The sequence below is a fragment of the Geobacillus sp. PK12 genome, from assembly GCF_004123125.1.
GTDB lineage: Bacteria > Bacillota > Bacilli > Bacillales > Anoxybacillaceae > Geobacillus > Geobacillus zalihae.
The window spans coordinates 34,882-59,673 of the sequence record NZ_SDKL01000040.1 but is presented as its reverse complement, the minus strand read 5'-3'; the positions used below and the strand labels follow the sequence as shown (position 1 = coordinate 59,673).

General features: G+C 53.7%; 22 protein-coding genes and 2 pseudogenes. 9 read left to right on the top strand and 15 right to left on the bottom strand.

Annotated elements, in window-relative coordinates; genetic code table 11:
• Nucleotides 1–2 precede the first annotated feature (2 nt).
• Nucleotides 3–656 carry a bacillithiol biosynthesis deacetylase BshB2 gene (bshB2, locus tag ETR37_RS13365; protein WP_015373926.1) on the top strand — a complete coding sequence of 218 codons (654 nt, stop codon included), beginning with the start codon at nucleotides 3–5 and terminating at the stop codon, nucleotides 654–656.
• 123 nt (nucleotides 657–779) lie between these two features.
• Here bshB2 and ETR37_RS13360 read toward each other — a convergent pair whose 3' ends face one another.
• The 5 genes from ETR37_RS13360 to ETR37_RS13340 all read right to left on the bottom strand — a co-directional run bounded on the left by ETR37_RS13360 (nucleotide 780) and on the right by ETR37_RS13340 (nucleotide 5,997).
• Nucleotides 780–1,592, bottom strand: coding sequence for a PhzF family phenazine biosynthesis protein (locus ETR37_RS13360; RefSeq protein WP_129447380.1), 813 nt, complete (start codon nucleotides 1,590–1,592; stop codon nucleotides 780–782).
• Nucleotides 1,589–2,230, bottom strand: coding sequence for a precorrin-2 dehydrogenase/sirohydrochlorin ferrochelatase family protein (locus ETR37_RS13355; RefSeq protein ID WP_129447379.1), 642 nt, complete (start codon nucleotides 2,228–2,230; stop codon nucleotides 1,589–1,591). Before ETR37_RS13355 ends, ETR37_RS13360 begins: the two co-directional genes overlap by 4 nt.
• Before the next feature lie 165 nt (nucleotides 2,231–2,395).
• A complete protein-coding gene (locus ETR37_RS13350) occupies nucleotides 2,396–2,965 on the bottom strand; it encodes a PX domain-containing protein (RefSeq protein WP_015373923.1) in 570 nt (189 codons plus the stop codon).
• A gap of 205 nt (nucleotides 2,966–3,170) precedes the next feature.
• A complete protein-coding gene (locus ETR37_RS13345; protein WP_013144260.1) occupies nucleotides 3,171–3,542 on the bottom strand; it encodes a DnaJ family domain-containing protein in 372 nt (123 codons plus the stop codon).
• A 1-nt stretch (nucleotide 3,543) separates the two neighbouring features.
• Nucleotides 3,544–5,997, bottom strand: a complete 2,454-nt coding sequence (locus ETR37_RS13340; RefSeq protein ID WP_129447378.1) for a putative bifunctional diguanylate cyclase/phosphodiesterase — start codon at nucleotides 5,995–5,997, stop codon at nucleotides 3,544–3,546.
• 347 nt (nucleotides 5,998–6,344) lie between these two features.
• On the opposite strand from ETR37_RS13340, the gene ETR37_RS13335 reads away from it, so the two are divergent.
• Nucleotides 6,345–6,797 (top strand): C40 family peptidase, encoded by a 453-nt coding sequence (locus ETR37_RS13335; RefSeq protein WP_020754354.1) that lies wholly within the window; start codon nucleotides 6,345–6,347, stop codon nucleotides 6,795–6,797.
• Between the two features lie 338 nt (nucleotides 6,798–7,135).
• Nucleotides 7,136–8,143, top strand: a complete 1,008-nt coding sequence (gene mreBH, locus ETR37_RS13330; protein WP_015373920.1) for a rod-share determining protein MreBH — start codon at nucleotides 7,136–7,138, stop codon at nucleotides 8,141–8,143.
• A 114-nt stretch (nucleotides 8,144–8,257) separates the two neighbouring features.
• Here the strand turns inward: mreBH and ETR37_RS13325 are convergent, their stop codons facing one another.
• From ETR37_RS13325 to ETR37_RS13315, 3 genes and pseudogenes are all read right to left on the bottom strand, one after another.
• Nucleotides 8,258–9,622 carry a (Fe-S)-binding protein gene (locus ETR37_RS13325; RefSeq protein WP_020754357.1) on the bottom strand — a complete coding sequence of 455 codons (1,365 nt, stop codon included), beginning with the start codon at nucleotides 9,620–9,622 and terminating at the stop codon, nucleotides 8,258–8,260.
• Entirely contained in the window at nucleotides 9,619–11,031 is a 1,413-nt protein-coding gene (glcD, locus tag ETR37_RS13320; RefSeq protein WP_060788166.1) for a glycolate oxidase subunit GlcD, read from the bottom strand. Before glcD ends, ETR37_RS13325 begins: the two co-directional genes overlap by 4 nt.
• 105 nt (nucleotides 11,032–11,136) lie before the next feature.
• Nucleotides 11,137–12,809: pseudogene (locus tag ETR37_RS13315) on the bottom strand (L-lactate permease).
• A gap of 310 nt (nucleotides 12,810–13,119) precedes the next feature.
• On the opposite strand from ETR37_RS13315, the gene ETR37_RS13310 reads away from it, so the two are divergent.
• The 4 genes from ETR37_RS13310 (at nucleotide 13,120) to ETR37_RS13295 (ending at nucleotide 16,841) form a co-directional block, all read left to right on the top strand.
• The gene (locus tag ETR37_RS13310; RefSeq protein ID WP_033024674.1) at nucleotides 13,120–13,845 is read left to right on the top strand and encodes a FadR/GntR family transcriptional regulator; all 726 of its coding nucleotides are present in this window, start codon (nucleotides 13,120–13,122) and stop codon (nucleotides 13,843–13,845) included.
• A 109-nt stretch (nucleotides 13,846–13,954) separates the two neighbouring features.
• On the top strand, nucleotides 13,955–14,674 hold the full coding sequence (locus ETR37_RS13305; protein WP_015373915.1) for a (Fe-S)-binding protein: 720 nt from the start codon (nucleotides 13,955–13,957) through the stop codon (nucleotides 14,672–14,674).
• Between the two features lie 17 nt (nucleotides 14,675–14,691).
• Entirely contained in the window at nucleotides 14,692–16,122 is a 1,431-nt protein-coding gene (locus tag ETR37_RS13300) for a LutB/LldF family L-lactate oxidation iron-sulfur protein (protein ID WP_020754364.1), read from the top strand.
• Entirely contained in the window at nucleotides 16,119–16,841 is a 723-nt protein-coding gene (locus tag ETR37_RS13295; RefSeq protein WP_129447377.1) for a LutC/YkgG family protein, read from the top strand. Before ETR37_RS13300 ends, ETR37_RS13295 begins: the two co-directional genes overlap by 4 nt.
• A 141-nt stretch (nucleotides 16,842–16,982) precedes the next feature.
• Here the strand turns inward: ETR37_RS13295 and ETR37_RS13290 are convergent, their stop codons facing one another.
• From ETR37_RS13290 to hutP, 7 genes and pseudogenes are all read right to left on the bottom strand, one after another.
• Nucleotides 16,983–17,321 (bottom strand): hypothetical protein, encoded by a 339-nt coding sequence (locus tag ETR37_RS13290; protein WP_020754366.1) that lies wholly within the window; start codon nucleotides 17,319–17,321, stop codon nucleotides 16,983–16,985.
• Nucleotides 17,322–17,403: 82 nt separating this feature from the next.
• Nucleotides 17,404–18,540 (bottom strand): amidase domain-containing protein, encoded by a 1,137-nt coding sequence (locus ETR37_RS13285; protein ID WP_033005045.1) that lies wholly within the window; start codon nucleotides 18,538–18,540, stop codon nucleotides 17,404–17,406.
• Nucleotides 18,541–18,770: 230 nt separating this feature from the next.
• Nucleotides 18,771–18,947, bottom strand: a pseudogene (locus ETR37_RS13280) (response regulator transcription factor); the annotation flags it as partial.
• A gap of 294 nt (nucleotides 18,948–19,241) precedes the next feature.
• Nucleotides 19,242–20,174: a D-2-hydroxyacid dehydrogenase gene (locus ETR37_RS13275; protein ID WP_129447376.1), complete on the bottom strand. Its 933-nt coding sequence runs from the start codon at nucleotides 20,172–20,174 to the stop codon at nucleotides 19,242–19,244.
• A gap of 24 nt (nucleotides 20,175–20,198) precedes the next feature.
• On the bottom strand, nucleotides 20,199–20,885 hold the full coding sequence (locus ETR37_RS13270) for a TerC family protein (RefSeq protein ID WP_033005053.1): 687 nt from the start codon (nucleotides 20,883–20,885) through the stop codon (nucleotides 20,199–20,201).
• 380 nt (nucleotides 20,886–21,265) lie between these two features.
• The gene (hutH, locus tag ETR37_RS13265) at nucleotides 21,266–22,780 is read right to left on the bottom strand and encodes a histidine ammonia-lyase (protein WP_129447375.1); all 1,515 of its coding nucleotides are present in this window, start codon (nucleotides 22,778–22,780) and stop codon (nucleotides 21,266–21,268) included.
• 118 nt (nucleotides 22,781–22,898) lie between these two features.
• A complete protein-coding gene (gene hutP / locus ETR37_RS13260) occupies nucleotides 22,899–23,345 on the bottom strand; it encodes a histidine utilization transcription antiterminator HutP (protein ID WP_060788169.1) in 447 nt (148 codons plus the stop codon).
• A 273-nt stretch (nucleotides 23,346–23,618) separates the two neighbouring features.
• Between hutP and ETR37_RS13255 the strand changes: the two genes are divergently transcribed.
• On the top strand, nucleotides 23,619–24,464 hold the full coding sequence (locus ETR37_RS13255) for an SPFH domain-containing protein (protein WP_060788170.1): 846 nt from the start codon (nucleotides 23,619–23,621) through the stop codon (nucleotides 24,462–24,464).
• Between the two features lie 15 nt (nucleotides 24,465–24,479).
• Nucleotides 24,480–24,659 carry a type II toxin-antitoxin system antitoxin gene (locus ETR37_RS13250; RefSeq protein WP_013522935.1) on the top strand — a complete coding sequence of 60 codons (180 nt, stop codon included), beginning with the start codon at nucleotides 24,480–24,482 and terminating at the stop codon, nucleotides 24,657–24,659.
• Nucleotides 24,660–24,792: the final 133 nt, after the last annotated feature.

The window sequence follows — 24,792 nt, the reverse complement described above, 5'->3', positions numbered from 1 at the left end:
CGTTGAATGAACGACATGTGCTCGTTGTTTTTCCCCACCCGGACGATGAAGCGTTCGGCGTGTCGGGAACGATTGCCGAGCATGCGCAAAACAGCACGCCGGTGACATACGTTTGCTTAACGCTCGGCGAAATGGGGCGCAATATGGGCGTGCCTCCGTTTGCCAACCGCGAAACGCTTCCACACATCCGCAAGCAAGAACTGGAGGAAGCATGCCGCATTCTTGGCATTCATGATTTGCGCCTGCTCGGCTATCGCGACAAGACGGTCGAGTTTGAGGATGAAGAAGAGCTGGCTGACCGGATCGCCGCCATCGTGGCGGAAACGAATCCATCGCTTGTCATTACGTTTTACCCCGGCTACAGCGTCCATCCCGATCATGACGCGTGTGGAGCCGCTGTCATCCGCGCCTTAAAGCGCTGGCCGAAAGAAGAACGGCCAACCGTCCATTGCGTTGCGTTTGCGAAAAACTGCGAACAAGACCTTGGCCAGCCGGATGTCGTGCGCGATGTCAGCTCGGTGATCGAGACGAAGCTGGCCGCCATTCGCGCCCACCGTTCGCAAACCGAAGGGCTGATGCAGGCAGCCTCCAAGCGCGGCGATGCGCTTGCCTGGCTGAAAACGGAGCGGTTTTGGACGTATCGGTGGGATGATTAAGCGGTCGGACACCGATTTGGGTGGGGGCGCTTTGTTCCGCCCCCCTATTTTCCTATTGGGTGCGATCCCATTGTCCAAACGCATGCAAACATCGCTGTCCGGCCAGGCAGCTGCTATCTTCATCTATAGCCAAACATACGCTTCTTCGGCCAATTCCCCCTTCAGCACAGTGACCGCTTTTCCTTCCAGATGCACTCTCTCCCCCGCCATCGTCACCCGCACAATGCCGCCGCGGGCTGAAGCTTGGTAGCCGACTAACGTCGTTTTCCCAAGCTTGTCCGCCCAATACGGCCCAAGGCAGCAGTGCGCCGAGCCGGTGACTGGATCTTCAGGAACACCAATAGTTGGAAAAAAAGCCCGCGATACAAAGTCTACTCCCTCCGTCATCGAGCGGCTTGTTACGATCACACCGAGGGCATCCACTTGTTGAAGCAAGTGAAAATCCGGCTGCAGCTCATGCACGATTCGTTCTGAATCAACTTCCACTAAATAGTCAAACCGGTTTCGCCCGATAAACAGCGGTTCAGCTGGCAAGGCACCAACAAGCGCAGCAGGAGGCGACTCGTCCAACATTGGCGCTTCATTCGGAAAATCAAGCCGAATCCAGCCATCGTTGTTGACAGCCGTTAACACCCCGCTGTTCGTGAAAAAGGCAATCGCTTCATCTCGGCGGTGTTCCCCGCGCTCCCACAGCACATGGGCGCTCGCCAACGTTGCATGGCCGCACAAGTCAACCTCTGCTTTAGGAGTAAACCAACGCAGACGATAGCCGCCCTCATGTGGAACTAAAAAAGCCGTCTCAGACAAATTCATTTCTGCGGCAACACGCTGCATCCACTCATCACGGGCCGGCTGCGGCAACAAGCAGACGGCCGCCGGGTTGCCGGCAAACGGCCGGTCAGTGAACGCATCGACAATATACATCGGAATGTTCATAGCTCTTTCCCTCTTTCCCCATTTCGTTCTTTTTCGTTCGCCAATAGCTGGGCCAACTCTTCATCCCATCGGCCGCGCTGCCGGAAAGAATCAGCAGCGAGCGCCTGAAACAGCCGCTTCCGTCCCTCAGCGTCCTCCACTTCGCGCAATACAACGTCGCGGGCCCGCTGCAAAAACTGAAGATACGGCCCATACTCTTCGCCATACTTCTCCTCAAGCTGGCGGCGAATGCGGCGGGCCACCGCCGGACTTGCCCCCCCGGTCGACACGGCAATGGTAAGCGGACCGCGGCGGACAACAGCGGGAACGTGAAAATCGCATCGCTCCGGGTCGTCCACGACATTTACGAGTTGACCGGGTGTTGCTGCTTGCGCCACCGCTTCATTCACCTTGCGATCATTCGTCGCGGCAATCACCAAAAAGGCCTCCGCCAAATCGTCTGGGTCAAACCGCTTTTTCTTCCAAACGATCATCCCCCCCGCGGCCAACGCTTGAAGCTCCGGCTCCGCTTCAGGCGCAATCATCACGATTTCCGCCCCTGCCTCTAACAATCCATGAATTTTCCTTGCCGCCACCTTCCCGCCGCCGACAACGACCGCGCGGCGGCCGCGCACATGAAGAACAATCGGATACCCCACGGCGCAACCCTCCCATTCCAGCATCAGGCAGACTGAGTCGGTTTCTGCGCAAAAACAGGCGCAATCTTCCCGGACTGCCTGCCTTGGCAGACAACCAAAAGGCGTTTCCAACCAAAATGTAAAAAAAGAAGCCGTGCATTGAACACGGCCTTTTTCTTCATTATATCATCCTTGTTTCACTTCCTGAAGCCATTTCGCCAACCGTTCATTTTTCTTTTTCATATGCTCAAGCCATTGCGGAAGCAGCTTTTTCATCGCCTCCTGGTCGTTGTTCTCCATCGCTTGCCTCGTTTGTTCATGAAGCTGGTGAAGCTGTTGTTTTTCTTCTTTCGTCATCCACCGTTTCTTTTTATGCAACTGTTTCAGCTCTTGTTTAAACTGTTCTTTGGTGATTTTTTTATTGGCCAGCTGGTCGATGAGCCGGTCAAGCGCTGCTTCGCGCTCTTTTTTCATCTTTTTGCACTTTTCTTTGATGGCCTGTTTCACATTTTCATCGTTCAACTGCTGACGCAACGCGTTCCGCTCATCCAGCACTTTTTTCCATTCTTCTTCCTGCTCAGGCGTATATTTTTGGACCATCTCCATCCACTTTTGCTCGTCAAGTCCCTCATGCTTCCACATATGGCCGACCGGCAAATGCACATCGGCCCCCCCGCCTGCATGGCTTCGAGCAGACACCCATGACGGCATCGCCAGAACGAGCGAAGCAAAAAAGGCAACCCATAATTTTCTCATCATGTGCACTCCTTTTTTCATTTCGTTCACGATCCATCAACGACTAGACAGCTGGGATCAATCATTCTTTATTTTCCCTCCTTTGCGCTGCCTCCTTTCCGATCATTTACTCCTTCCTTATTTTCCCCGTTTTTTGGACATCTTTGCATAAAAAATGAGGAAACCCGCAAAACAATCGTGTTTCCTCAAGATATGAAGGAATCGTCTAGCGAAATTTCTCTTCAATGCGCCGCCCGTAGTCGCGCAATGCCTTCGAGTTTGTCTGCCCCCGTTTCTTCATCAGTTCCGCAAACCGAAGCTGTTTTTCCGTCCGCTTTTTCTCCAGCTCCCGTTTTTCCTCATCATCCTCGCAGCAACGAAGCAAGTCCTCGAGCGTCAAAAGTTCTTTGCGCAACTCCGCTTCTTCCCTCACATAGCCGGCGTTTTTCAGCAACAAATACCCGAGCCGCAGCTCCTCTGGAATGCGGGAAAGGTCTTCAATCTCAAGCGGTTTGCCGAAGCCGGGCAAGTTGTCGAACTCGCCGTTTTTCATCGCCTCGCGAATTTTCTCCTCGGCGATGCGCCAAAATCCGTCCATGTTACCTCAGCTCCTGCGCCTGCCGCCTCACGCGCTGCTCGTTTAAGAACCGGACGAGCTCGTCATACGGAAGCGGCGGGGAAAAATAATAGCCTTGCGCCTCATCGCACCGTTTTCCTTGCAAATAAGCCGCTTCGGTCTCCGTTTCGACCCCTTCAGCCAGCACCTTTACACCTATATTATGCCCGAGTCGGATGATCGCCGGCAAGATGACATCTTTTTTTCCTTGAATATGCTGAACAAACGAACGGTCGATCTTCAGCCGATCGATCGGCAAATCCGTCAAGTAGCTGAGCGAACTGTAACCAGTGCCGAAATCATCCATGCTGATCGTCACACCAAGCCCCTTCAGCTTTGACAAAATATCGAGCGCACGCTCCGTATCCATTGTCATTCGTTCCGTAATTTCCAGATCTAAATGGTGCGGCGGCAGCCCGGTGTCGGCGAGCAGGCCGGCGAGCTTATCCACAAATCGGCGGCTTTCAAACTCGTATGGCGACAAATTTACCGAGACAGACAAGTGCGGAAACCGGTCAAGCAGCTGTTTTGTTTGCCGGCAAGCCGTGCGGATGACCCATTCATTGATCGGAATGATCATGCCGGTCTGTTCGGCAACCGGGATAAACAATGACGGCGAAACCATCCCTTTTTCCGGATGGCGCCAGCGAATCAACGCCTCCATGCCGATCACTTGCCGGTCGTGAAGCCGAATTTGCGGCTGATAGTACAATTCAAATTCCTCATGTTCAAGCGCACGCCGCAAGTCGCGTTCCATCGCCATCTTTTCATTGAGACGAATCGCCATCGGCTCCGTGAAAAAGAGAAAATCGCTCGCCGCTTTTTTTCGCGCCTCGTAGCGGGCAATATCCGCCTTGCGAATCAACGTTTTTGCATCCTCCCCATCTTTTGGGTAGACGCTGATGCCGATGTTCACGGTCACATATAGCTCAAGGCCGTTGACAACGATCGGTTCGTCAGCAGCTTCAATCAACCGTTTCGCTGCTTCCTCCGCTTTTTCATTGGCGCTATCCGGCAGCACAGCGATAAATTCATTTCCGCTCCAACGTCCAACCATAATTCCTTTCTGTTCTCGCCAAAGGCGGGCCAGCTGGAGCAAGACCTCATCTCCAACAGCATAGCCGTAAAAATCGTTGATCGTCTTAATGCCGCTCACTTCCAAAAACATGACAGCCGCTTCTTGGCCATTCCGTTTAGCGCCGGCGAGGCATTGTTCGATCTGTTTATACATCGCTTCCTTGTTCGGGAGACCGGTCAGTTCATCATGGCTGGCAAAGTATTGCAGCCGCCTTTCGTTTTGCTTCTGCTCGGTCAAGTCGCGGACGGCAGCAACCATCACATTTTGCCATTCGTAATCGTAACGGCGCTGCAACACTTCCGCCGGAAACACCGTTCCATCCTTTCGGCGCAGTTCGATTTCAAACCGCTTGCGCTCCCCATCCGAGCGAGCTTCTGTCATCGACCCTTGAACTACAAGATCATCTACAGGCAAATGAACCAATTCACTTTCTGTATAACCAAGCAAGCGACACGCCGCCTCATTGACTTCGATAATTTTGCCGCCCGCATAGACGATCAAGCCTTCCATCGTCATTTCCGCCAGCCTCCGCAGTCGATGCTCGTTGGATGCGAGCGTTTTTTTATAGACAGCCAACGCCTTCCGTTCCATTTGTTGATGCAAAGCGAGCAAATAGGCAACCGCTGACGCCAAAAACATGGCCATCATCGTCCACAGGGCCTTTTTCCGTCCTCGTTGCAAATGTTGCTCATACGTTTTGGCATCAAAATCGATGCCAACAACCGCATCCACTGTCCCGTCCGATTGACGAATCGGCATAAACGCGCTGATGCTCCTTCCCCATTCATCCGTTATCGGATGCTGTTCCATCGCAAACCGGCCGTGGAACGCCTCTTCGATCTCTGGAAAATGGCGGCGGTAAACTGTCCCAGGTGGAACCGCTTGTTCCTTTTCGCCGTCGATGCGGCCGTTCCGATTGTAGTCAGTCGCTGGCGCTGCCACGAAATATAGCTCACCGTGTTCATTCTTTTTTAACGTATACACGCTCAACACGCGGCCATAATGTTGCCAACGCTCCAGCACCGCCATCACCGTGTGATACGCAGGCAGATGTTCCGCCCTTTCATCGAGCTGTTCGTGCCCCATGGCGGCCAAATCGCCGGCGATCATGCCGGCGATTTGCTTTGTGGCTTCCTCATATTCACGATGTTCTTGTTTTTCAGCATAATGGATATAGATCATCCCTGCCCCTAAAAAAAGCAAGGAAACGGTGGCAAACACAACAGTCAGTCTCGGCGCCGCCAGCCATGGGATGCCTCCCCAGTGCCGTTTTGCCATCCAATGGCCGTATACATAGACACCGCCGACCGTTAAAAAAAGGCCAAAAATATACAAGATATATTCCAGTTGATTCGACATCCTCCATCACCGTCATCGATTCTTCGACGCTTTGCTTTCATTATAAGACGACCATTCTTCGCTCTGCCTCCCTCCACCGTTCCTATTTGTTCGACAGCTTACGACATTCATCTACCGGTCATAGGACTCGGGTATGAGACACCGTTTCCACGCTTACGACCATAAAGCCAGGTCGGCCGAAACGAAAAGATCTATCTATTGGTATAAGCCTTTAGGACGAGGTGCTATATTTGTAACGGCGCTGTAACATTATTTAATCCAACTGTAAAAAACAAGTCTAGTTTCCTCTGCTATACTCTAGTTGAGAGACGTCGAATCGGAAAAGATTTTGTCGGGGGTTAGGGGAAATGAAAAAATGGTATTCTCTCCTGTTCGTATCCATGATCGTTCTATTTTCCTCCTTCTTTGTAAGCACTTCCAGTTCTGACGCAGCCGCCAACAAGACGAGGCTGATCGCCGAGGCCAAAAAACTGGTCGGCACTCCGTATCGGTATGGTGGCACAACGCCAAAAGGATTTGACTGCTCGGGATTTGTTTACTATACCCATAAAAAAGTCGGCGTCACGTTGCCTCGTACTTCGCGAGAAATGTACAAAGAAGGTGCATACGTACATAAGTCCCAATTGCAGCCGGGAGATTTAGTGTTTTTCGACACTTCCAAACAGACGAAAGGGGTCTCCCACGTCGCGATCTATATTGGCAACAACCAAGTGATTCATGCCGTTTCCCGCGGTGTCAAAATCGACAGCTTAAACAGCAGCTATTGGAAAACAAGATATGTCGGAGCCAAGCGTCTGTAGCGGTTCATTGCAAAAGCTCTCTGTCATATTAAGCGCGCTTAATAGGCAGGGGGTTTTTATTATGCAAAAAAAAAAAAAAAGCGGCCCTCCGAAACCGAAGGGCCCAATATATATTCATAGGGGATCGGGGGAATACTTGGAAAACGTTACGCTATTATTCATTTCCTCCCTTTTCGTCTTTTATACATGAAAACAAAAAAATTTTTTATGATCCCCAGCCGCAACAGCTTCTCCCTCTCGTTTCGACAATGTGGACATAAAACCGCCGTTCTTGTCGAATGGTATAGATGATGACTGGTTGTCCGTTCATCGATTTTTGACAAAGGCAGGTGTTTCCGTTGTTCGCTTCCTCACAGCTGGGCGTTGATTTAGGGACGATGAATGTCAGGCTGTTCAGCCAGACGAAAGGGCTTCTGTTTGACGAACCAGCAACAGTCGCCTATAACCGCCAGGCGGACAAGCTCATGGCAATCGGCCAAAAGGCAAAACAAATGATCGGCAAAACTCCGCCCCATGTTGAAGTGACGTATCCATTGCGAAACGGCGTGATCGCTGATTTTGACCGCGCCAAGGCGCTGTTGCAGCAAGTCTTTAAACAATCAAGCAAACAGCTCGGCCTCGCTTTCAAAAAACCAGACGTCGTCATGAGCGTCCCATTCCACGCCACCTCCGTCGAGCGCCGCTCTTTTTACGAAATCGCCAAACATTGCGGAGCAAAGCATATTCAGTTTATTGAGGAACCCGTCGCAGCCGCCATCGGCGCAGATTTGCCGGTCGGCGAGCCAGTCGCGAATGTCGTCGTCCATTTAGGGGCCGGCAAAACAGAAGCCGCGATTATCTCGTTTGGCGGCGTTGTTGCCTGCCGCTCGCTTCGCATCGGCGGCAACCAGCTTGACGAAGACATTATGCAATATGTCCGCCAGCACTACAGTTTGCTAATCGGCGAACAGACGGCCGAACAAGTGAAAATCGAAATCGGCAGCGCCCCGGGAACGGTCATGGAACAGTCGGTGACGATCCATGGCCGCGATTTTGTCACCGGCTTCCTCAAAGCGGTGTCCTTGGACCCAACCGAAGTGCAAACGGCCATCAAAGAATCGCTTTGGCAAATCGCCGAAGCCATTCGCGCTGTTCTTGAAGAATGCCCGGCCGAACTGAGCGGCGACATCATCGACCGCGGCGTCGTGCTCACCGGCGGAGGCGCCTTGCTGCATGGCATCGAGCAATGGCTGAGCACGGAACTGCACGTGCCCGTGCATGTCGCGCCCAATCCGGCTGAAGCGGTCGCCATCGGCACAGGGAAGGCGCTTCGGGCGATGCCAAAGCGCCTCGATGCAGCGCTGTAGCTTATTTCCAACTCCCAATCATGGAAGCAACTCAAAGCCCCCGCGTCATCGCGGGGGTTCTTGTTAGACCGGCTATGGACATCCCTGGCGCGCAAGAGGCCGCTCACTGTGGTGTTAGGACGTCTGCCAAATGCGCTCCTCCCCTTGCGCTGCCTGTGCTCCCTCGGCGGCCTCAAGCAGCAAGTCCACAATATGGACGGCGCGGACGCTTCCTGACAGCCCGGCCCGTTCAATGCCAAGTTTCATTTGCAGCAAGCAGCCTGGGTTCGCCGTCACGATCGTCGTCGCTTTCGTTTGTTTCGCCATTTCCATTTTGTAGTCTAAAATTTGCATTGACATCTCCGGTTCCACAAGGTTGTAAATGCCGGCCGATCCACAGCAGCGGTCAGCATCTTTCATCTCGCGGAACTCGACGCCGTCAATCGCCCGCAACAAACGGCGCGGGGCTGCCGCTGTTTTCATAACGTTGCGCAAATGGCACGAATCTTGGTAGGTGACCGTTTGCGGCGCCACGCGGAGCGGCCGTTGATGAAATCCCAGCTCGACAAGCACTTCGGAAATATCTTTCACTTTCGCCGCAAACGCCGCCGCCCGTCCGCGCCATTCGGGATCGTCTTTTAGCAAATGTTCATATTCCAACAAAAACGCCCCGCAGCCGCCGGCGTTCGTCACAATGTAGTCGACGTCGAGCTGCTCAAAAGCGGCAATGTTTCGCTTTGCCAGCTCTTTCGCCATCTCCTTCTCCCCGCCATGCCCATGCAATGCTCCGCAGCACCCTTGGGACGGCGGAATGATGACTTCGCAGCCGGCGAGCTGCAACAGACGCAGCGTCGCATCGTTTGTCGCCATAAACATCGTATCCATCAAGCAGCCGGCGAAAAAGGCGACCCGTTTTTTCACCGCATCATCTGGGTTGAAGCGATGCGGCCGGTTTTTCATCTCTTTTGCGGTCGGCACGTCCGGCAACACGCGCTCCATTTGCCGGAACGAGGCCGGAAGCAGGCGAAGCAGCCCGGTTTTGCGGGCAAGCGTCCGCAAGCCGGAGCGCTGATACCAACCGAGAAGCGCCGTCGCCTTCCGCATCCGTTCTTGATGCGGAAACAGTCCGGCAAACACAAGCTTGCGGATGAGGCGAACCGGAAGCGGCATTTTTTTATGCTGGGCGATAATGTCACGCGCCTCTTCCAACAGATGGCCGTAGCGGACGCCGGACGGACAGACTGGTTCGCACGCCCGGCATCCTAAACATAAGTGGAGCGCTCGTTCCACTTCCTCGTCCGGTTCAATCAAACCGTCCACGACCGCTTTCATCAACGCAATCCGCCCGCGCGGCGATTGGGCTTCTTGCCGCCCCGATTCGATGTACGTCGGACATGATGGCAGGCAAAAGCCACAGCGCATACAGTTCATCAGTTCATCCTCATCCATCCGTTCTTGAAACGCTTTCTGAATGAGCGCTCGTTCTATCTTCGTTGTCATCGTGTCACCACCACCCGTTTTCTCGTGCTTTTGGCGAACACTTTGCCCGGATTCATAATATTGTTCGGGTCGAGCGCCTGCTTGACCGCTTTCATGGCAGCGATGCCGGCCGGACCGAGCTTCCATTCCAAATACGGCGCTTTCATCACCCCGACGCCGTGTTCGCCGGTAATCGTGCCACCCAATTCAATCGCTTTGGCGAAAATTTCTTCAAACGCTCGTTCCACCTGCTCCATTTCTTCACGATTGCGGGCGTCGGTCGGACAGGTCGGGTGCAAGTTGCCGTCGCCGGCATGGCCGAACGTACAGATCTTTACTTGATACTTCTCGGCAATTTCGTTGATCGCTTTGACCATTTTGGCGATTTCCGAGCGCGGCACGGTTGCGTCCTCTAAAATCGTCGTCGGTTTCAAACGCGCCAGCGCCGACAGCGCCGCCCGCCGCGCCGTCCGCAGCGCCTCTGCTTCTTCCTCCGAGCGGGCGAGCTGAACGGACACCGCCTGCTCGGCCCGGCAAATATCGGCCATCTTTTTCATATCGCGCTCTACCACTTCCTTCGGTCCATCCTGCTCAATCAGCAGCACGGCCTTGACATTGGTCGGCAAGCCGATGCGGGCAAAATCTTCGACCACTTCCAATGTCGGCTGGTCCAAAAACTCGAGCGTCGCTGGAATGATCTTGTTGGCGATGATTTTCGACACCGAACGGGCGGCCGCCTCCAAATCTTGATAAAGAGCGAGCATCGTCTGCTTCGTCTCTGGCATCGGAATAAGTTTTAACGTCGCTTCGGTGACAATGCCAAGCGTTCCTTCCGATCCGACAAACAGACGGGTTAAGTCATAGCCAGCTACATCTTTTGCCAGCTTGCCACCGGTGCGGATGACATCGCCGTTCGCTAGGACGACTTCCAACCCGAGCACATAGTCGCGCGTCACCCCGTATTTCAGACCGCGCAAGCCGCCTGAGTTTTCGCTGATGTTGCCGCCAATCGTTGAAATTTTCATCGACCCCGGGTCCGGCGGATAAAACAATCCTTTTTCTTCAACGGCTTTCGCCAAATCAAGCGTCACCACTCCCGGCTGAACAGTCGCGGTTAAGTTTTCCTCATCAATTTCCAAAATGCGGTTCATATGGTTAAACAGAAGAACGATCCCGCCTTCGACCGGACACGTGCCGGCGCAAAGGTTCGTGCCCGACCCGCGCGGCACGATCGGGATGCGATACTCGTTGCAAATTTTCGCGATTTCCGCCACTTCCTGGGTAGTTCGCGGCGCAATGACCGCATCGGGGAGCGACTGAAACTGCGGCGTGGCATCATACGAATAGACGAGCCGCCCCGTTTTCGTGTCATCGTAGTTTTCAGCTCCCACGACTTGAATCAACCGTTTTTTCGCCTCATTTGGAATCAATGGTCTCACCCTTTCCACATCGTCTGCATTCGTCGACAGTGGAAAAGGGGCCGGGCTTGGCGCCCGTTTCCATCCCGGCCAAGCCTCGTCCCCCCTTCGTTGCCGTTACGGAATCATCCACGACAATACCGTCGATTGCAAGTAAACAAGAATGCCAATCAAGATGATTAAGAACACGCTATGTTTGACCGTGAAGCGGAACAAGTCGGATTCTTTGCCGGTCAAACCGACGGCCGCACAGGCGACCGCGATCGATTGCGGCGAAATCATTTTCCCGACAACGCCGCCTGATGAGTTGGCCGCCAACGCCAGCACCGGATCCATGCCGATCGATGCCGCCGTCACTTTTTGCAGGTTGCCGAACAACAAGTTCGACGACGTGTCGGAACCGGTGATAAACACGCCGAGCCAGCCTAAAATCGGCGAGAAGAACGGGAACAACGGGCCTGTTTTGGCCAACGCCATCCCAAGCGTCGTGCTCATGCCTGACGAGTTGGCAATGTAGGCAAAGCCGACGACCGAAGCGATCGTCACAATCGGATATTTCAATTCGTTAAGCGTTTCCACAAACGTGCGGCCCCACTCTTTCCACGAGATGCCGATGATGAACTTGGTGACGACCGCCGCCAGCAAAATCGCCGTCCCAGCCGCGCCGAGCAGCTCAAGCTTATACACCGCAGCGATCGGTTGGCCGCTTGGGTTCAAAATTTGGTTGTTGAGCCCCGGCACCGGCGGCATAAACGTCAAGTGGACGCCGATAGCGTTGACCAACTTCAACAAGCCGTTTGTCCCTTCATAATGGCCGGTGAGCGCCGCTTTCACTTGCGGGATGCCCCAAAGCGAGATCAAGGCCGTCAGCACAAGAAACGGCGACCAAGCGCGGAATACTTCCCCGCCGCGATGCGAAATGCGAGCCATTTGACCAGCGGCCGCCACTCCGACTCCGTTGCAAAGCGGAATGTGCTTTTCGGCTTCCAATATTTCAAAAAGACAGCCAACGCGACGATCGAAACGAGCGAGGACAAAATGTCCGGCAGCTCCGGTCCTAAAAAGTTCGAGGTGAAATATTGCGTCAGCGCAAACGAAACGCCGGAGACGATAATGGCCGGCAACACTTCGACTGTCTTTTTCCATCCTGCCATAATCAAAACGAGATAGAACGGAATGAACACCGATAAAAACGGCAGCTGCCGCCCGACCATTTTCGAAATTTCCATCGCCGGCACACCGGTCGGCCCTTCCATCGAGATGATCGGAATCCCGACCGCCCCGAACGCCACCGGCGCTGTGTTGGCGATCAAGCAAATGCCCGCGGCATACAGCGGGTTGAACCCCAACCCGGCAAGAAGCGCCGCTGAAATCGCCACCGGGGCGCCAAACCCAGCTGCTCCTTCCAAAAAGGCGCCAAACGAAAAGGCAATCAGCAGCGCCTGCAGCCGCCGGTCTTCGGTGAGCGAGACAACCGAATTGCGGATAATGTCAAAGTGGCCTGTTTTCACCGTCAGCTTGTATAAAAAGACAGAGGTGATGATGATCCAGCCGATCGGGAGCAGCCCGTACACCGCCCCTTGCGTCACCGACATGACCGCTTTGCCGGCCGGCATCCTGTAAGCGATTACAGCCAACACCAAAGCAAGCAGCAACGTCGTCAGCCCGGCGACATGCCCTTTCATCCGCTTGACAGCCAGCGCCCAAAAGAAATACAAAATCGGAATGAGTGCAACAATGGCCGATAACCAAAGCTGGTCGGCGATTGGCGTGAAGTCCTGCTTCCACATGCGGTTTTCTCCTCCCCTTTGCGCCTGACTTCGCGGCGTTTGCGAGATCGTCCGCCCATCCTTTTCATTCTAGTCTTCTAGTCATCAGATGACCGGATAAGAAACGCCGTCTGTCTCACATTATAAAAGTACTCAACAAAAAAGACAATAGTATTTTTTCATTTTTCTAACTTTTTCTCTTATCCCCTTCTCCTTTCCGTCCGCAAAAAAGCGCTTGTCCTTCCCCTTTATGCTGTATCATAATAGACAGTGCGGATGCATTGCTTTTGAAAACGGGAAATCCATTCTTCCGAACATTGAGGTGGAACCATTGGCATTTAAACGAATCAAAACGAAAAAAATCTATGAAGAAGTGGCCGAAGCGATTTTTGATATGATCAAAAACGGCGAGCTGAAACCCGGTGACAAACTTGATTCCGTCCAGCAGCTCGCTGAGCAATTTCAAGTTGGGCGCGCCGCCATTCGCGAGGCGCTCACTGCCTTGAAAGCAATGGGGTTGATCGAACTGCGGCAAGGAGAGGGGACGTACGTCCGTGAGTTCGATCCGACGATGATGACGTTTCCGTTATCCATGGCGGTCTTAATGAACAAAGAAGATATTTGGCATTTGCTTGAAGTGCGCAAGCTGCTTGAGGCAGGAGCCGCCTCGCTCGCCGCCTCCAAACGGACAGAGCGCGACCTTGAGGCGATGGCACAAGCGCTTCGGCAAATGAAAGAAGGCATCGGCAGCGGTGAGCTTGGGGAGAAGGCCGATTGGGCGTTTCATATGGCCATCGCCGAGGCGTCGCAAAATCCGATGCTCACAAGCATCATGAACAGCGTCTCCGGCATGATCGTTGAAACGATGCGGGAAACGCGCCGCATTTGGCTGTTTTCGAAACAAACGACGACCGAAAAGCTGCTTGCCGAACACCAAGCGATTTTCGAAGCCATTCGCGACCAAAATCCGGACGCCGCCCGGGCGCGCATGCTTGAACATTTGACCAATGTCGAAAACGTATTGCGCCGCTACATTCGCACTCAGCAGCCAAACTGAGTGCGTTTTTTGCAAAAAAGAGCTACGAATCTGAAAAAATGGTTTATAATAGACATATAGTCATCAGATGACCTGCTCACCCATCCCCAAAAAACAGGAGGGAGAAGAAGTGAAAGTATCGTTGTTTGTCACTTGCCTCATCGACCTCTTTTACACGAATGCCGGCAAAGCGACCGTCGAACTGCTCGAGCGGCTCGGCTGCGAGGTTGATTTTCCGGAGGCGCAAACGTGCTGCGGCCAGCCCGCGTATAACAGCGGTTATGTCAAAGAGTCAAAAGAAGCCATGAAACAGATGATGCGCGCGTTCGCCCACGCTGATTACGTCGTCACCCCATCCGGCTCGTGCGCGGCGATGTTAAAAGAATATCCGCACATTTTCCACGGCGACCCGGAATGGGAAGCGGAGGCGAAACGGCTCGCAGCGAAAACGTACGAGCTGACGCAATTTCTCGTTGACGTCCTGAAAGTCGAAGATGTCGGCGCCTCGCTTCACGGGCGGGCGACGTACCATACGTCTTGCCATATGACCCGCCTTCTTGGCGTGAAAGACGCACCGCTCCGGCTGTTGGAACATGTCAAAGGGCTTGAGCTCGTTCCGCTGCCGAACGCCCACCAGTGCTGCGGGTTTGGCGGCACATTTTCTGTCAAAATGGGGCCGATTTCCGAACAAATGGTCGATGAAAAGATCGGGCATATCGAAGAGGTGGAAGCAGACTATTTAATCGGCGCCGACTGCGGCTGTTTAATGAACATCGGCGGCCGCATCGGGCGGCTTGGCAAACCGATTCGCGTCATGCATATCGCCGAAGTGCTCAATCAACAAAAGTAAGAGAGGGGGACTCGGACATGCCGATGAAAATTGAAAACGGTCCGTTTTGGAAGCGGGTCGAGGAAAACTTGCAAAATGATTTTATGCGCGGGGCGGTCGCCGGCATGCAAGACCGCGGCTATGTGCGGCGGCTTGGCGTCATCGAAGAGCTCGGCCATTGGGAGGAGTGGCGCTCGCTCGCCGAACAAATCCGAAAGCATACGCTGGAAAACTTGGACTATTATTTAATGCAGCTCAGTGAAAACGTTGCCAAACGAGGCGGCCACGTTTTTTTCGCCCAGACGGCCGAAGAAGCGAACGACTACATCCGCCGCATCGCCTTGGAAAAACAGGCGAAAAAAATCGTCAAATCGAAATCAATGGTGACAGAAGAAATCAACTTAAACCCGGTGCTCGAAGCCATCGGCTGCCAAGTGGTCGAAACGGACCTTGGCGAATACATTTTGCAAATCGATGACCATGACCCGCCGTCGCATATCGTCGGTCCGGCGCTCCATAAAAACAAGGAGCAAATCCGCGACGTCTTCCGCCGCAAGCTCGGCTATACGAAGTCGTCCGATCCGGTTGAACTCGCCCGCCATGCCCGTGAGATGCTGCGGCGCGACTATTTGACCGCTGACATCGGCATCACCGGGTGCAACTTCGCCATCGCCGAATCGGGCTCGATCACGCTCGTCACGAACGAAGGCAACGCCGACTTGGTGACCGCATTGCCGAAAACGCAAATTACCGTCATGGGGATGGAGCGGATCGTTCCGACGTTTGAGGAGATGGAAGTGCTTGTGAGCATGCTGACACGCAGCGCCGTCGGGCAAAAACTGACGAGCTACATCACCGTTCTCACCGGTCCGCGCGACGAAGGAGACGCTGACGGTCCGGAAGAATTCCATCTCGTCATCGTTGACAACGGACGCTCCTCGATTTTAGGGACGGAATTCCAGCCCATATTGCAATGCATCCGCTGCGCGGCTTGCGTCAACGTTTGTCCAGTATATCGCCATATCGGCGGCCATTCGTACGGCTCGATTTACTCCGGCCCAATCGGAGCGGTCTTGTCGCCGCTGTTGGGCGGCTACGACGACTACAAGGAGCTTCCGTACGCCTCCTCGCTGTGCGCCGCCTGTACCGAGGCGTGCCCGGTGAAAATCCCGCTTCACGAGCTGCTCATCAAGCATCGCCAAATCATCGTCGAGCGGGAAGGAAAAGCGCCGGTCGCAGAAAAACTGGCGATGAAAGCGTTCCGCCTCGGGACAGCCTCATCGTCGCTGTACCGCTTCGGCACGAAATTCGCACCGAGCGCCTTCGCTCCGTTTGTAGAGGACGGGCGCGTCACAAAAGGACCCGGGCCGCTGAAAGCATGGACGGAAAGCCGCGAATTTCCGGCGCCGAGCAAAGAACGGTTCCGTGACTGGTTCCAAACACGCCAAAAAGGAGGGAATCCATCATGACGCGTGGCACCATTCAAAACCGCGATGCGTTTTTGCAAACCATCGCCGAGCGCCTTGGGAGAAGCCCGCGCCTGTCCGGCGTCTCCCGGCCGCAATGGGACTGTGCGCCGCAATGGACGGTGTTTGCCGGCTATAGCCAAGACGACTTGCTGAACGTGCTGCAAAAACAATGCGGATTGATCCATACCGATTACATCGAGACGACAAGCGCCGAACTTGCCGGCGCACTGAGGCGGCAAGTGGCCGCCTACGGCGGCGGTCCGGTCATCGTGCCGGATGACCCGCGCTTTGCCGAGTACGGGCTGTCCGCCTTGCTTCGCGACGAATGGCCCGCGGAACAAACGACCGTCCATATTTGGAATCCGGCGCTTGGACGCCAAAACATTGACGCCGCCGAGCAGGCGAACGTCGGCATCGCCTTCAGCGACATCACGCTCGCGGAATCAGGGACAGTCGTGTTGTTTTCGCGCAATGAACAAGGGCGGGCCATTCACTTTTTGCCGAAAACATATATCGCCATCGTCCCGAAAAGCACGGTCGTGCCGCGCATGACGCAAGCGGCGGCGGTCATTCACGAGCAAATCGAAAAAGGCGGGCTCGTCCCGTCGTGCATCAACTTCATCACCGGCCCGAGCAACTCGGCCGACATTGAAATGAACTTAGTCGTCGGCGTTCACGGCCCGATGAAAGCGGCGTATATCGTCGTCACCGACCGCTGACCAAAACGAAACGGTGCCCTTTCTTGATCATGGGGCACCGTTTTTTCTTCAATATTGCCGGCTGACATCGACCGCATTGGCAAGCGGTTCGCCGGTTTCGATGCAGCGAAAATGGTTGTTCGCAACGGTTTGACGTCTTGATCAATTCGGATGGAACGGACTGACAGACACTTTCGCGTGATTTTTCACATCCGTAACGACCAGCAAAATCAGCCTTCCCTTCTTCTCATACACAAAAGCTGACCCCCACCGGTCAACTTGAGTCCATTGACGTTTCTCCAATTCGTCAAGATAATAGTCAGCCACTTCCTCCGCCGAAGAAGACGCAACAACAAACTCCACCCGTTCATCCACCGAACGAATGTCACTCGCCTTTGGGTGCAGGGGAATATCGTCATACCCTGGGACCGTCTGTTGTTGCTCACAACCTGAAAAGAAAATCATGACAAGGAGCAAAACTAGCGGGATGCCTATACGCACTTCATCCCCTCCCGTAGAATACTAGCTTTGGAATTAGCCCGTTGACGGCCAAATGGATTGATCATCCATCGCGATTTCCCATTTAGTTCACCCAATAGTAATCTGTCACATGGAGGAACCGGGTCGTCTTGGCCCCCAAATCCCAATAGCGATGGTACGTATCATTGGTATGATAGTTGACATACGGTTGACCATTCCTGATCTCAACGACAATCGCGCTGTGGTCCAAGATGCCATCACCGTCAAAATCGTAATATATGCTGTCACCCAATTGCAAATCAGTTGCCCTGGAAACGTATGTGCCGCGATGCTCATCTGTCTCATTGTTGCGGGAAAGATGATACGCTTGATCGTGGGCCACGGACCAGCTGTAAGTCCATGCGTCATCCCCGGTCCCTGAAGTTCCTTTGGTATTGTACCACCAAACATACGGTTCCGCCCAAGCTTGCCGAGCGGAGCCTCCTTCGTAGAACGACTGAGACACGAAATTAGCGCAGTCATTCGAAAAAGATCGGTATTTCGGGTTACGCCCATTCCACCATCGATTCGCGTAGTTGACAGCTCCTTGGCGAGAGTAGTAGGTGTAAAAACCTTGAATGACAACATCGCCTCCAGCGATTGAGATAGGTGGAGTCTCTGAACCCGATGCCCCAACCTTCCGCACGTTTTCCTGTCCTCTTTTCGAATACGTATCTTGGTAGTTCATCCCAACAATCAGCCAATCTCCATCACGTTTGATCAATGTAGCCGAATAAGGAATGTTAGCCTCTTTGGTGATCACAGATTCATTCGATCCCGGAAACACGGACTCATACTCAACAGAAACCAGGGCCCGGACCTTAGCCATTTTACCATTGATCTCAACACTTTCAAAAACAGGGTGAACCTCCACATTTGAATATCGAAATCCAGCACGATAAGCAGGTTCCAAGTAGTGCCTTCTTACGTAAGCACGCTCACGGCTTTCCTCTTGTTCGGAAACACTCGGATCATAAAACCGTTTCACGTTCACTTGCGGATCAATCATCAACTGCCATCGAGCCTCTAAAGCATGGACAACCTTCTGCTTCACAGCAGCAAGATCACTATCATTTGAAGGATTTACCACTAAGTTAGCAGCTCCAGCCAAGCTGCCTCCTGAAATGAACAGACTCGTTAGTCCTCCTACGAACACAATCAGTGAAATGACCAATCGTTTCAAGTGTAATGGGTGAAACATAACCTTCACTCTCCCCCTCTACACCATTTTTCATCACCATATCAACACCAAGTCAGTTTATAAAAAAGATATCTCGAAGTCACCCTAATTTATCGATCCCCCTTCCTTAGTGGTTTAATTTTTAATATAAATCAACACGATCATTTTTTCACCGCCAATTTGTGTCGGAACCCCGCCATTTTTTGGCGGAATACCGACACGAAATGGCGGACTTCAAAAAGAAAACTCCCTCACCTATCAGATGAAGACGTTAACAACATATGAAGTTCTGGAATGAACCCTAATTGTTTTGCTTTTTCCACGGCTTCTACCCTCGAAGATACATGCAGCTTCGTGAAGATGCGCGATAAGCGTCTTTCTATCGTTCGTTGGCTCGTGTGATGTTTTTTGGCAATGTCTTTATTGCATGAACAAATTTGGCAACTTTCGTTAGGTTGTGCCGCTCCAGCCTGAGTGTAATCGTGGGCATGGCTTCGCCCCCTTTTCTTTTGAGATTCCACACCGAAAGAGAAAAATGGTGGCTCGAAGCCATCCTCTTGAGGGATTGCCGAGCAATGCCGGCTTTCATCCCTCGATTGAAACCGTAGGCTTTTAGATGGCTTTTTCTGTAAATTTCAACAGGATTTCTAACATTCCTTCTTCTTTTCACAATGATGCTATAGAAAAAAGGCGTCCCATTGTTTTTGAGACACCTTTTTCCTTCAATATTGCCGGCTGACATCGACCGCATTGGCAAGCGGTTCGCCGGTTTCGATGCAACGGAGCGTGTCTAAAATGCTTTGGGCGGCGTCTTCGGCTGACGTGAGCGCCGCGATATGCGGGGTGATGATGGCGTTTGGATGGGCCCATAGCGGCGAGTGCGGCGGAAGCGGCTCTTCTTCAAACACATCAAGCACCGCGAGGCGGACGTTTCGATTTTCGAGCGCGCCGACAAGCGCCGTCTCCTCGACCGTCGCCCCACGCCCAACATTGATAAAGCCCGCGTTGTGCAAACAGGCAAAAAACGTCTCGTCAAAGAGATGATGCGTTTCCTTGGTGAGTGGAAGGGCCGCGATCACCCAATCAGCACGGGCAAGCGCTTCCCCCGCCTCTTCATGGCGGTAAACAACCGAAAACGGCGGCGTGTCTCGGCCGCTTCGCGAGACGCCGATCGGGGAAACCCCAAATAAACGAAGCGTTTCCGCGATGCGCCGGCCGATTTCGCCTGTCCCGTAAATGACAACCCGCTGTTCGCCAAGCCGCTTCGGAGCGAACGGCTTCCATTGCCGCTGCTCTTGATGCCATGCATACACGTCATGGCATTGGGCGTCGCGCAGCAAGTAGCTGAGACAATATTCGGCGATCTGCTCGCCGAACGAGCCGACCGTCCGCGTCAACAGCACGTCCGTCTTCCATTGTCGCCTCCACAAAAACGCGTCAACACCCGCGCCGAGGGAATGCACCCAGCGGAGCGAGGCGAGCGAAAACGGCCCGGCCGGACGAAAGCCGACGTACGCATCCGCCCAGGCGAAATCATTGGCCGTCAATTCTTCTTCCGCCACAAAGCGAAACGCTTTATCGGGCCGCTTGTCCGGAAGAAGGGCGGCAAGCTCGGCATAAAGCCTTCCTGTCACAAGAATGCGTTGGATGTCCATGACGTCAAACCACCCCTCAACCGTTCAAATCAATGTACCTTCCTCACGCTCAGCTCTTTTATTCGTGATATAGCCGGCCGCCAATACCACAATTGTCACGCCGGCGGCAACCACATAAACGAACGGGCCGTAAGAAAGATGAAGCCAATGAAGCACCCCTTCATCCCCCGCCATCATCTTTCCGGCCGTCCACGCCAAAATGCCGGAGCCGACATACGCGATCCAGCGGTGTTTTTCCATAAGACGCACGATCGCTTTTGAGCCAAAAATCATGATCGGGATGCTGATGGCGACCCCAAGCGCAAGCATACCCAGATGCCCTTCCGCCGCCCCGGCGACGGCGACGACATTGTCCAAGCTCATGACCGCATCGGCGATGACGATCGTCATGATGGCTTTCAACAACCGGTCTGCCGCTCGAACGTTGGCCTCCTCCTCCCGCTCAACAAGCACTTTATAGGCGATCCAGACAAGCAGCAACCCTCCGGCGAAGTGAACGAACGGGATGTTGAGCAAAAAGACGATGACCGCCGCAAACAAAATGCGCAGCATCACTGCCCCGGCCGTTCCCCAAAAGATCGCCTTGTTTTGCTGGTCTTTTGGCAGCCGGCGCGTCGCCATCGCAATGACGACCGCATTATCCCCCGACAAAATGATATCAATTGCAATAATCTTCCATAACGCCAACAGCGCCGCGGCAGAAATGGTCAACAAAAGCCCCCCTCCCCTTTGCCTTTCTTCTTCATCATACTGCAAATTCGACTGGGGGACAACTGTCGAATAGTCTGTCCATGCTCTCGCCCTAACCAATATGGGAAAGGCTCTCTGCATCGTCCGAACTTCGCAGAAAAAGTAAAGGAGGCAAACCATCTTCACTGATGACTGCTTCCCTATCTCTAGCGGAAAAGGTCTATATCACTGCCATTTTTTCAAACACCTATCCTTGAACGCTCCCATGCCTCTACGCCCACTATGCTTTGCCCTTCTTGAAAAAGCTGGTGATTCAAGGGGAAATGCTGTCCCCCAACAGTATTTCTCAAGTTGAAAAACCTTGCAACCCCACAACTTCCTGGCTCTTTCTCACTAGACTTCTAAGCTTTCGCTTCATCGCGGAGGGAGTGATGTTTTGCCCTTTCGCTCAACCACGCAGCCACCGCTTCAATGTCATTGGAAAAGACGCGGTCAGCTGTAATGGAGGAAACCATGCGGCGCGCCTCATGGTAAAACCGCCGCGTTGACGGGGCCATGCGCTCGATGCCGCGTTCCTCCACCGCCTGCAAAGCGCAAATGAGCTCAATCGCCAACACTTTTCGAGCGTTTTGCACGATCATGTGCGCATGGCGGGCGGCGGTCGTTCCCATGCTGACATGGTCTTCCTGGTTGGCCGATGACGGAATCGAATCGACGCTGGCCGGATGGGCGAGCGTCTTGTTTTCCGATACGAGCGAAGCGGCGACATATTGCATAATCATTGCTCCCGACTGCAAGCCAGGCTGTGGGCTTAAAAACGGCGGCAAGCCTTCGCTAAGCTGCGGATTGACGAGCCGTTCGATGCGGCGTTCGCTGATGTTGGCCAGCTCCGCCACCGCGATTTTCAACAAATCCATGGCGATCGCAACGGGCTGGCCGTGAAAGTTGCCGCCAGAGAGCACCGTCCCGTCCGCAAAAATAAGCGGATTGTCCGTAGCAGCGTTCATTTCGATTTCAAGCGTTTCCTTCACATAACGAAGCGCCCTAAGCGACGCTCCGTGCACTTGCGGGAGGCAGCGGATGGAGTACGCATCTTGCACGCGCCGCTCCCCTTGCCTTGTTGTGAGTTGGCTGCCAGCTAAGTAGCGGCGCAGCCGTTCCGCCACCTCGGCCTGTTCCTGAAACCCGCGGGCTGCGTGGATGCGGGCGTCAAACGCGTCCACAATGCCATAAAGCGCCTCAGTCGTCAGCGCCGCGATCCATTCACTGTCATACGCCAGTTGTTCCGCCTCTAAGTAAGCAAGGGCTCCGACGGCCGTCATCGCCTGCGTGCCGTTAATAAGCGCCAGCCCTTCCTTCGCTTGCAAAGAAAGCGGCGAAATCCCTGCTTTTGAGAGCGCCTGATGAGCAGACATCCGCCGCCCTTCGTACATCACGTCACCCTCGCCGACCAGCGCCAGCGCCAAATGGGCGAGCGGCGCTAAATCGCCGCTCGCGCCGAGGGAACCTTGCTGCGGCACGATCGGATGGATGCCGGCGTTCAAAAACGCGAGCAGCTGCTCAATGACCGCCGGACGCACGCCGGAATACCCTTTCAACAACGCATTCGCCCGCAAAAGAAGCATCGCCCTCACGACATCTTCGGCAAATGGCTCGCCGACCGCGCAGGCGTGCGAGCGAAGAAGATTGATTTGCAGCTGTTCAAGGTCGCTTCCTTCAATGCGCACATCGGCGAGTTTGCCAAAACCGGTATTCACGCCATAAATCGTCCGGCCGTTGGAGATCGCTTGCTCCACTGCCGCGCAGCTTTTCTCGACAGCCCTCATGCTTTCCTCCGCAGCCGCCACCCGCTCCCGCTCATAGACAACACGTCTTACCTCATCGATTGTCAATGTATGTCCGGTCAATACGATCATCATTCCATCCCCTTCGTTTGTTTTCCTAATCGAACGCCTGGGCAAATAAAAAGGAGGCGGCCTGCCATATGGCAGTGTTCGCCTCCTCATGACTCATCGCTCTAGGCATGGAGCGTGCTTATATATGATTGATTCCAAGCCCCGCCGCCTCGTGCTCAAGCCCGCGCACCGGGGCACCGATCGTCCCGTACAAGGCGACAGCGATCCATTCCCCTTCGTTCGGTTGTTCATACGGCATGCCGCGCACGACGGCGAAACGAAGGCCAGCGGTTCTCAACAAATCTCCCAGCTCTACCTGCCCTCTCGTCACGCCATGCACCGCCTCTAAAATCGCATGGTATAAGGCGTGCATCTCGCGGTACAAGCCGCCGTCCACCACTCCATGCCGCTTTGCCGCCGTCTCAATCGCCGCGACGATTTTTTGCGGCTCCATCGCCCCGACCCGCCCTTGGCAATAGCGCCAAGCGAGCGCCTCAAGCTGGTTGAGGATCAGGTCTTCCTCTCCCTCGTCCAGCATCGCCAGCAGCAATGCCAGCCGGCCGATGCGCGCTTGTCGTGTTTCCATGGCTTCTACACACCTATTGGTCTTTTTTTCTATTGTATGATGACAATGAAAGCGATGTCAATGATAAATTTCCATTTTTTAGTTCATTAAAACAGTAACAGGCTGAACGATCGCCTTTATGCTTCTGGATGGAAAATAGTTAGAAACATCTGCCTCGTGGCGAACTATGGGCGACTCCCTCTTCTCGTCTTACCATGATCAATTCCGGTTTCCATTTTTTTGATTATATGATATCATATAAGTATCAAATTGACACTATTAGGGGGATAGGTTATGAGAGAACAAGAAGCATGGCGCATGGATGGATTTATCGGCATCGGATGCATCGCTCTTTTCGTTCTGGCTGGTTTTGTCAGCCTCATTCAAGCGCAGCTCTTATTGGCCGTTTTCTGCTTCGCCCTTGCCGCCTTCTTGGCGACTGGCATCACGATCGTTCAGCCGAATCAAGCAAAAGTGATCATTTTTTTCGGCCGCTACTTTGGCACGATTCGCGACAGCGGGCTGTTTTTCACCGTGCCGCTCACCGTTCGCAAGAAAGTATCGCTGCGCGTGCGCAACTTCACGAGCAAGAAGCTGAAAGTGAACGATGTTCAAGGCAATCCAATTGAAATCGCCGCCGTCGTCGTCTTTCGCGTCATCGATTCAGCCAAGGCGGTGTTTGACGTTGATGATTATGAACAATTTGTTGAGATTCAAAGCGAAGCGGCCATCCGCCATGTCGCAACGAAATATCCATACGACACGTTTGAAGACGACAACGAGATCACGCTGCGCGGCAATGCGGATGTCATTTCCGATGAGCTTGCCCAAGAATTGCAAGAACGGCTGCGCATTGCCGGAGTCGACGTGATGGAAGCGCGCCTCACCCACTTGGCCTATTCGCCGGAAATCGCAGGCGCCATGCTCCAACGCCAGCAAGCCGCCGCCATTTTGGCCGCCCGGAAAAAGATCGTCGAAGGCGCCGTCTCGATGGCGCGCATGGCGATCGAACAGCTTGACAAAGAAAACGTTTTAGAGTTAGATGATGAACGAAAAGCCGCAATGGTGAACAACTTAATGGTGGCGATCGTCTCCGAGCGCGCCGCCCAGCCGGTGATCAATACCGGCAGTCTATACTGATGGTTGTGGAGTGCAATGACAAAGAAAAAACAATTCCCTTTGCGCATTGATTATGACCTGTACGCCATACTAGAGCAATGGGCGCAAGACGAGTTTCGCAGCGTCAACGCCCAAATCGAGTATTTGCTGCGGGAGGCGGCAAAGCGCGCTGGACGGCTCGGAAAAGGAAAAAACGATCCAAAACAAGGAAGCTAGCCGATGACGGCTGGCTTCTTTTGTTTTTCAGTCATGGGCATTTGTTGCCGAAATATAATGATAGTAGAGCTCTTTTTCGAAAGAGGGACGACCTAATGGCCCACCTGCTGTCGCCGCTTACAGCCATTACGAA

Coding starts and splice junctions, on each gene's coding strand:
- ETR37_RS13350 (WP_015373923.1), bottom strand. CDS start 2,965: ATGAGAAAATTATGGGTTGCCTTTTTTGCTTCGCTCGTTCTGGCGATG.
- ETR37_RS13360 (WP_129447380.1), bottom strand. CDS start 1,592: ATGAACATTCCGATGTATATTGTCGATGCGTTCACTGACCGGCCGTTT.
- ETR37_RS13285 (WP_033005045.1), bottom strand. CDS start 18,540: ATGTTTCACCCATTACACTTGAAACGATTGGTCATTTCACTGATTGTG.
- ETR37_RS13335 (WP_020754354.1), top strand. CDS start 6,345: ATGAAAAAATGGTATTCTCTCCTGTTCGTATCCATGATCGTTCTATTT.
- ETR37_RS13250 (WP_013522935.1), top strand. CDS start 24,480: ATGACAAAGAAAAAACAATTCCCTTTGCGCATTGATTATGACCTGTAC.
- ETR37_RS13345 (WP_013144260.1), bottom strand. CDS start 3,542: ATGGACGGATTTTGGCGCATCGCCGAGGAGAAAATTCGCGAGGCGATG.
- ETR37_RS13340 (WP_129447378.1), bottom strand. CDS start 5,997: ATGTCGAATCAACTGGAATATATCTTGTATATTTTTGGCCTTTTTTTA.
- ETR37_RS13255 (WP_060788170.1), top strand. CDS start 23,619: ATGAGAGAACAAGAAGCATGGCGCATGGATGGATTTATCGGCATCGGA.
- hutH (WP_129447375.1), bottom strand. CDS start 22,780: ATGATCGTATTGACCGGACATACATTGACAATCGATGAGGTAAGACGT.
- ETR37_RS13325 (WP_020754357.1), bottom strand. CDS start 9,622: ATGACAACGAAGATAGAACGAGCGCTCATTCAGAAAGCGTTTCAAGAA.
- ETR37_RS13300 (WP_020754364.1), top strand. CDS start 14,692: ATGCCGATGAAAATTGAAAACGGTCCGTTTTGGAAGCGGGTCGAGGAA.
- hutP (WP_060788169.1), bottom strand. CDS start 23,345: ATGGAAACACGACAAGCGCGCATCGGCCGGCTGGCATTGCTGCTGGCG.
- ETR37_RS13295 (WP_129447377.1), top strand. CDS start 16,119: ATGACGCGTGGCACCATTCAAAACCGCGATGCGTTTTTGCAAACCATC.
- ETR37_RS13275 (WP_129447376.1), bottom strand. CDS start 20,174: ATGGACATCCAACGCATTCTTGTGACAGGAAGGCTTTATGCCGAGCTT.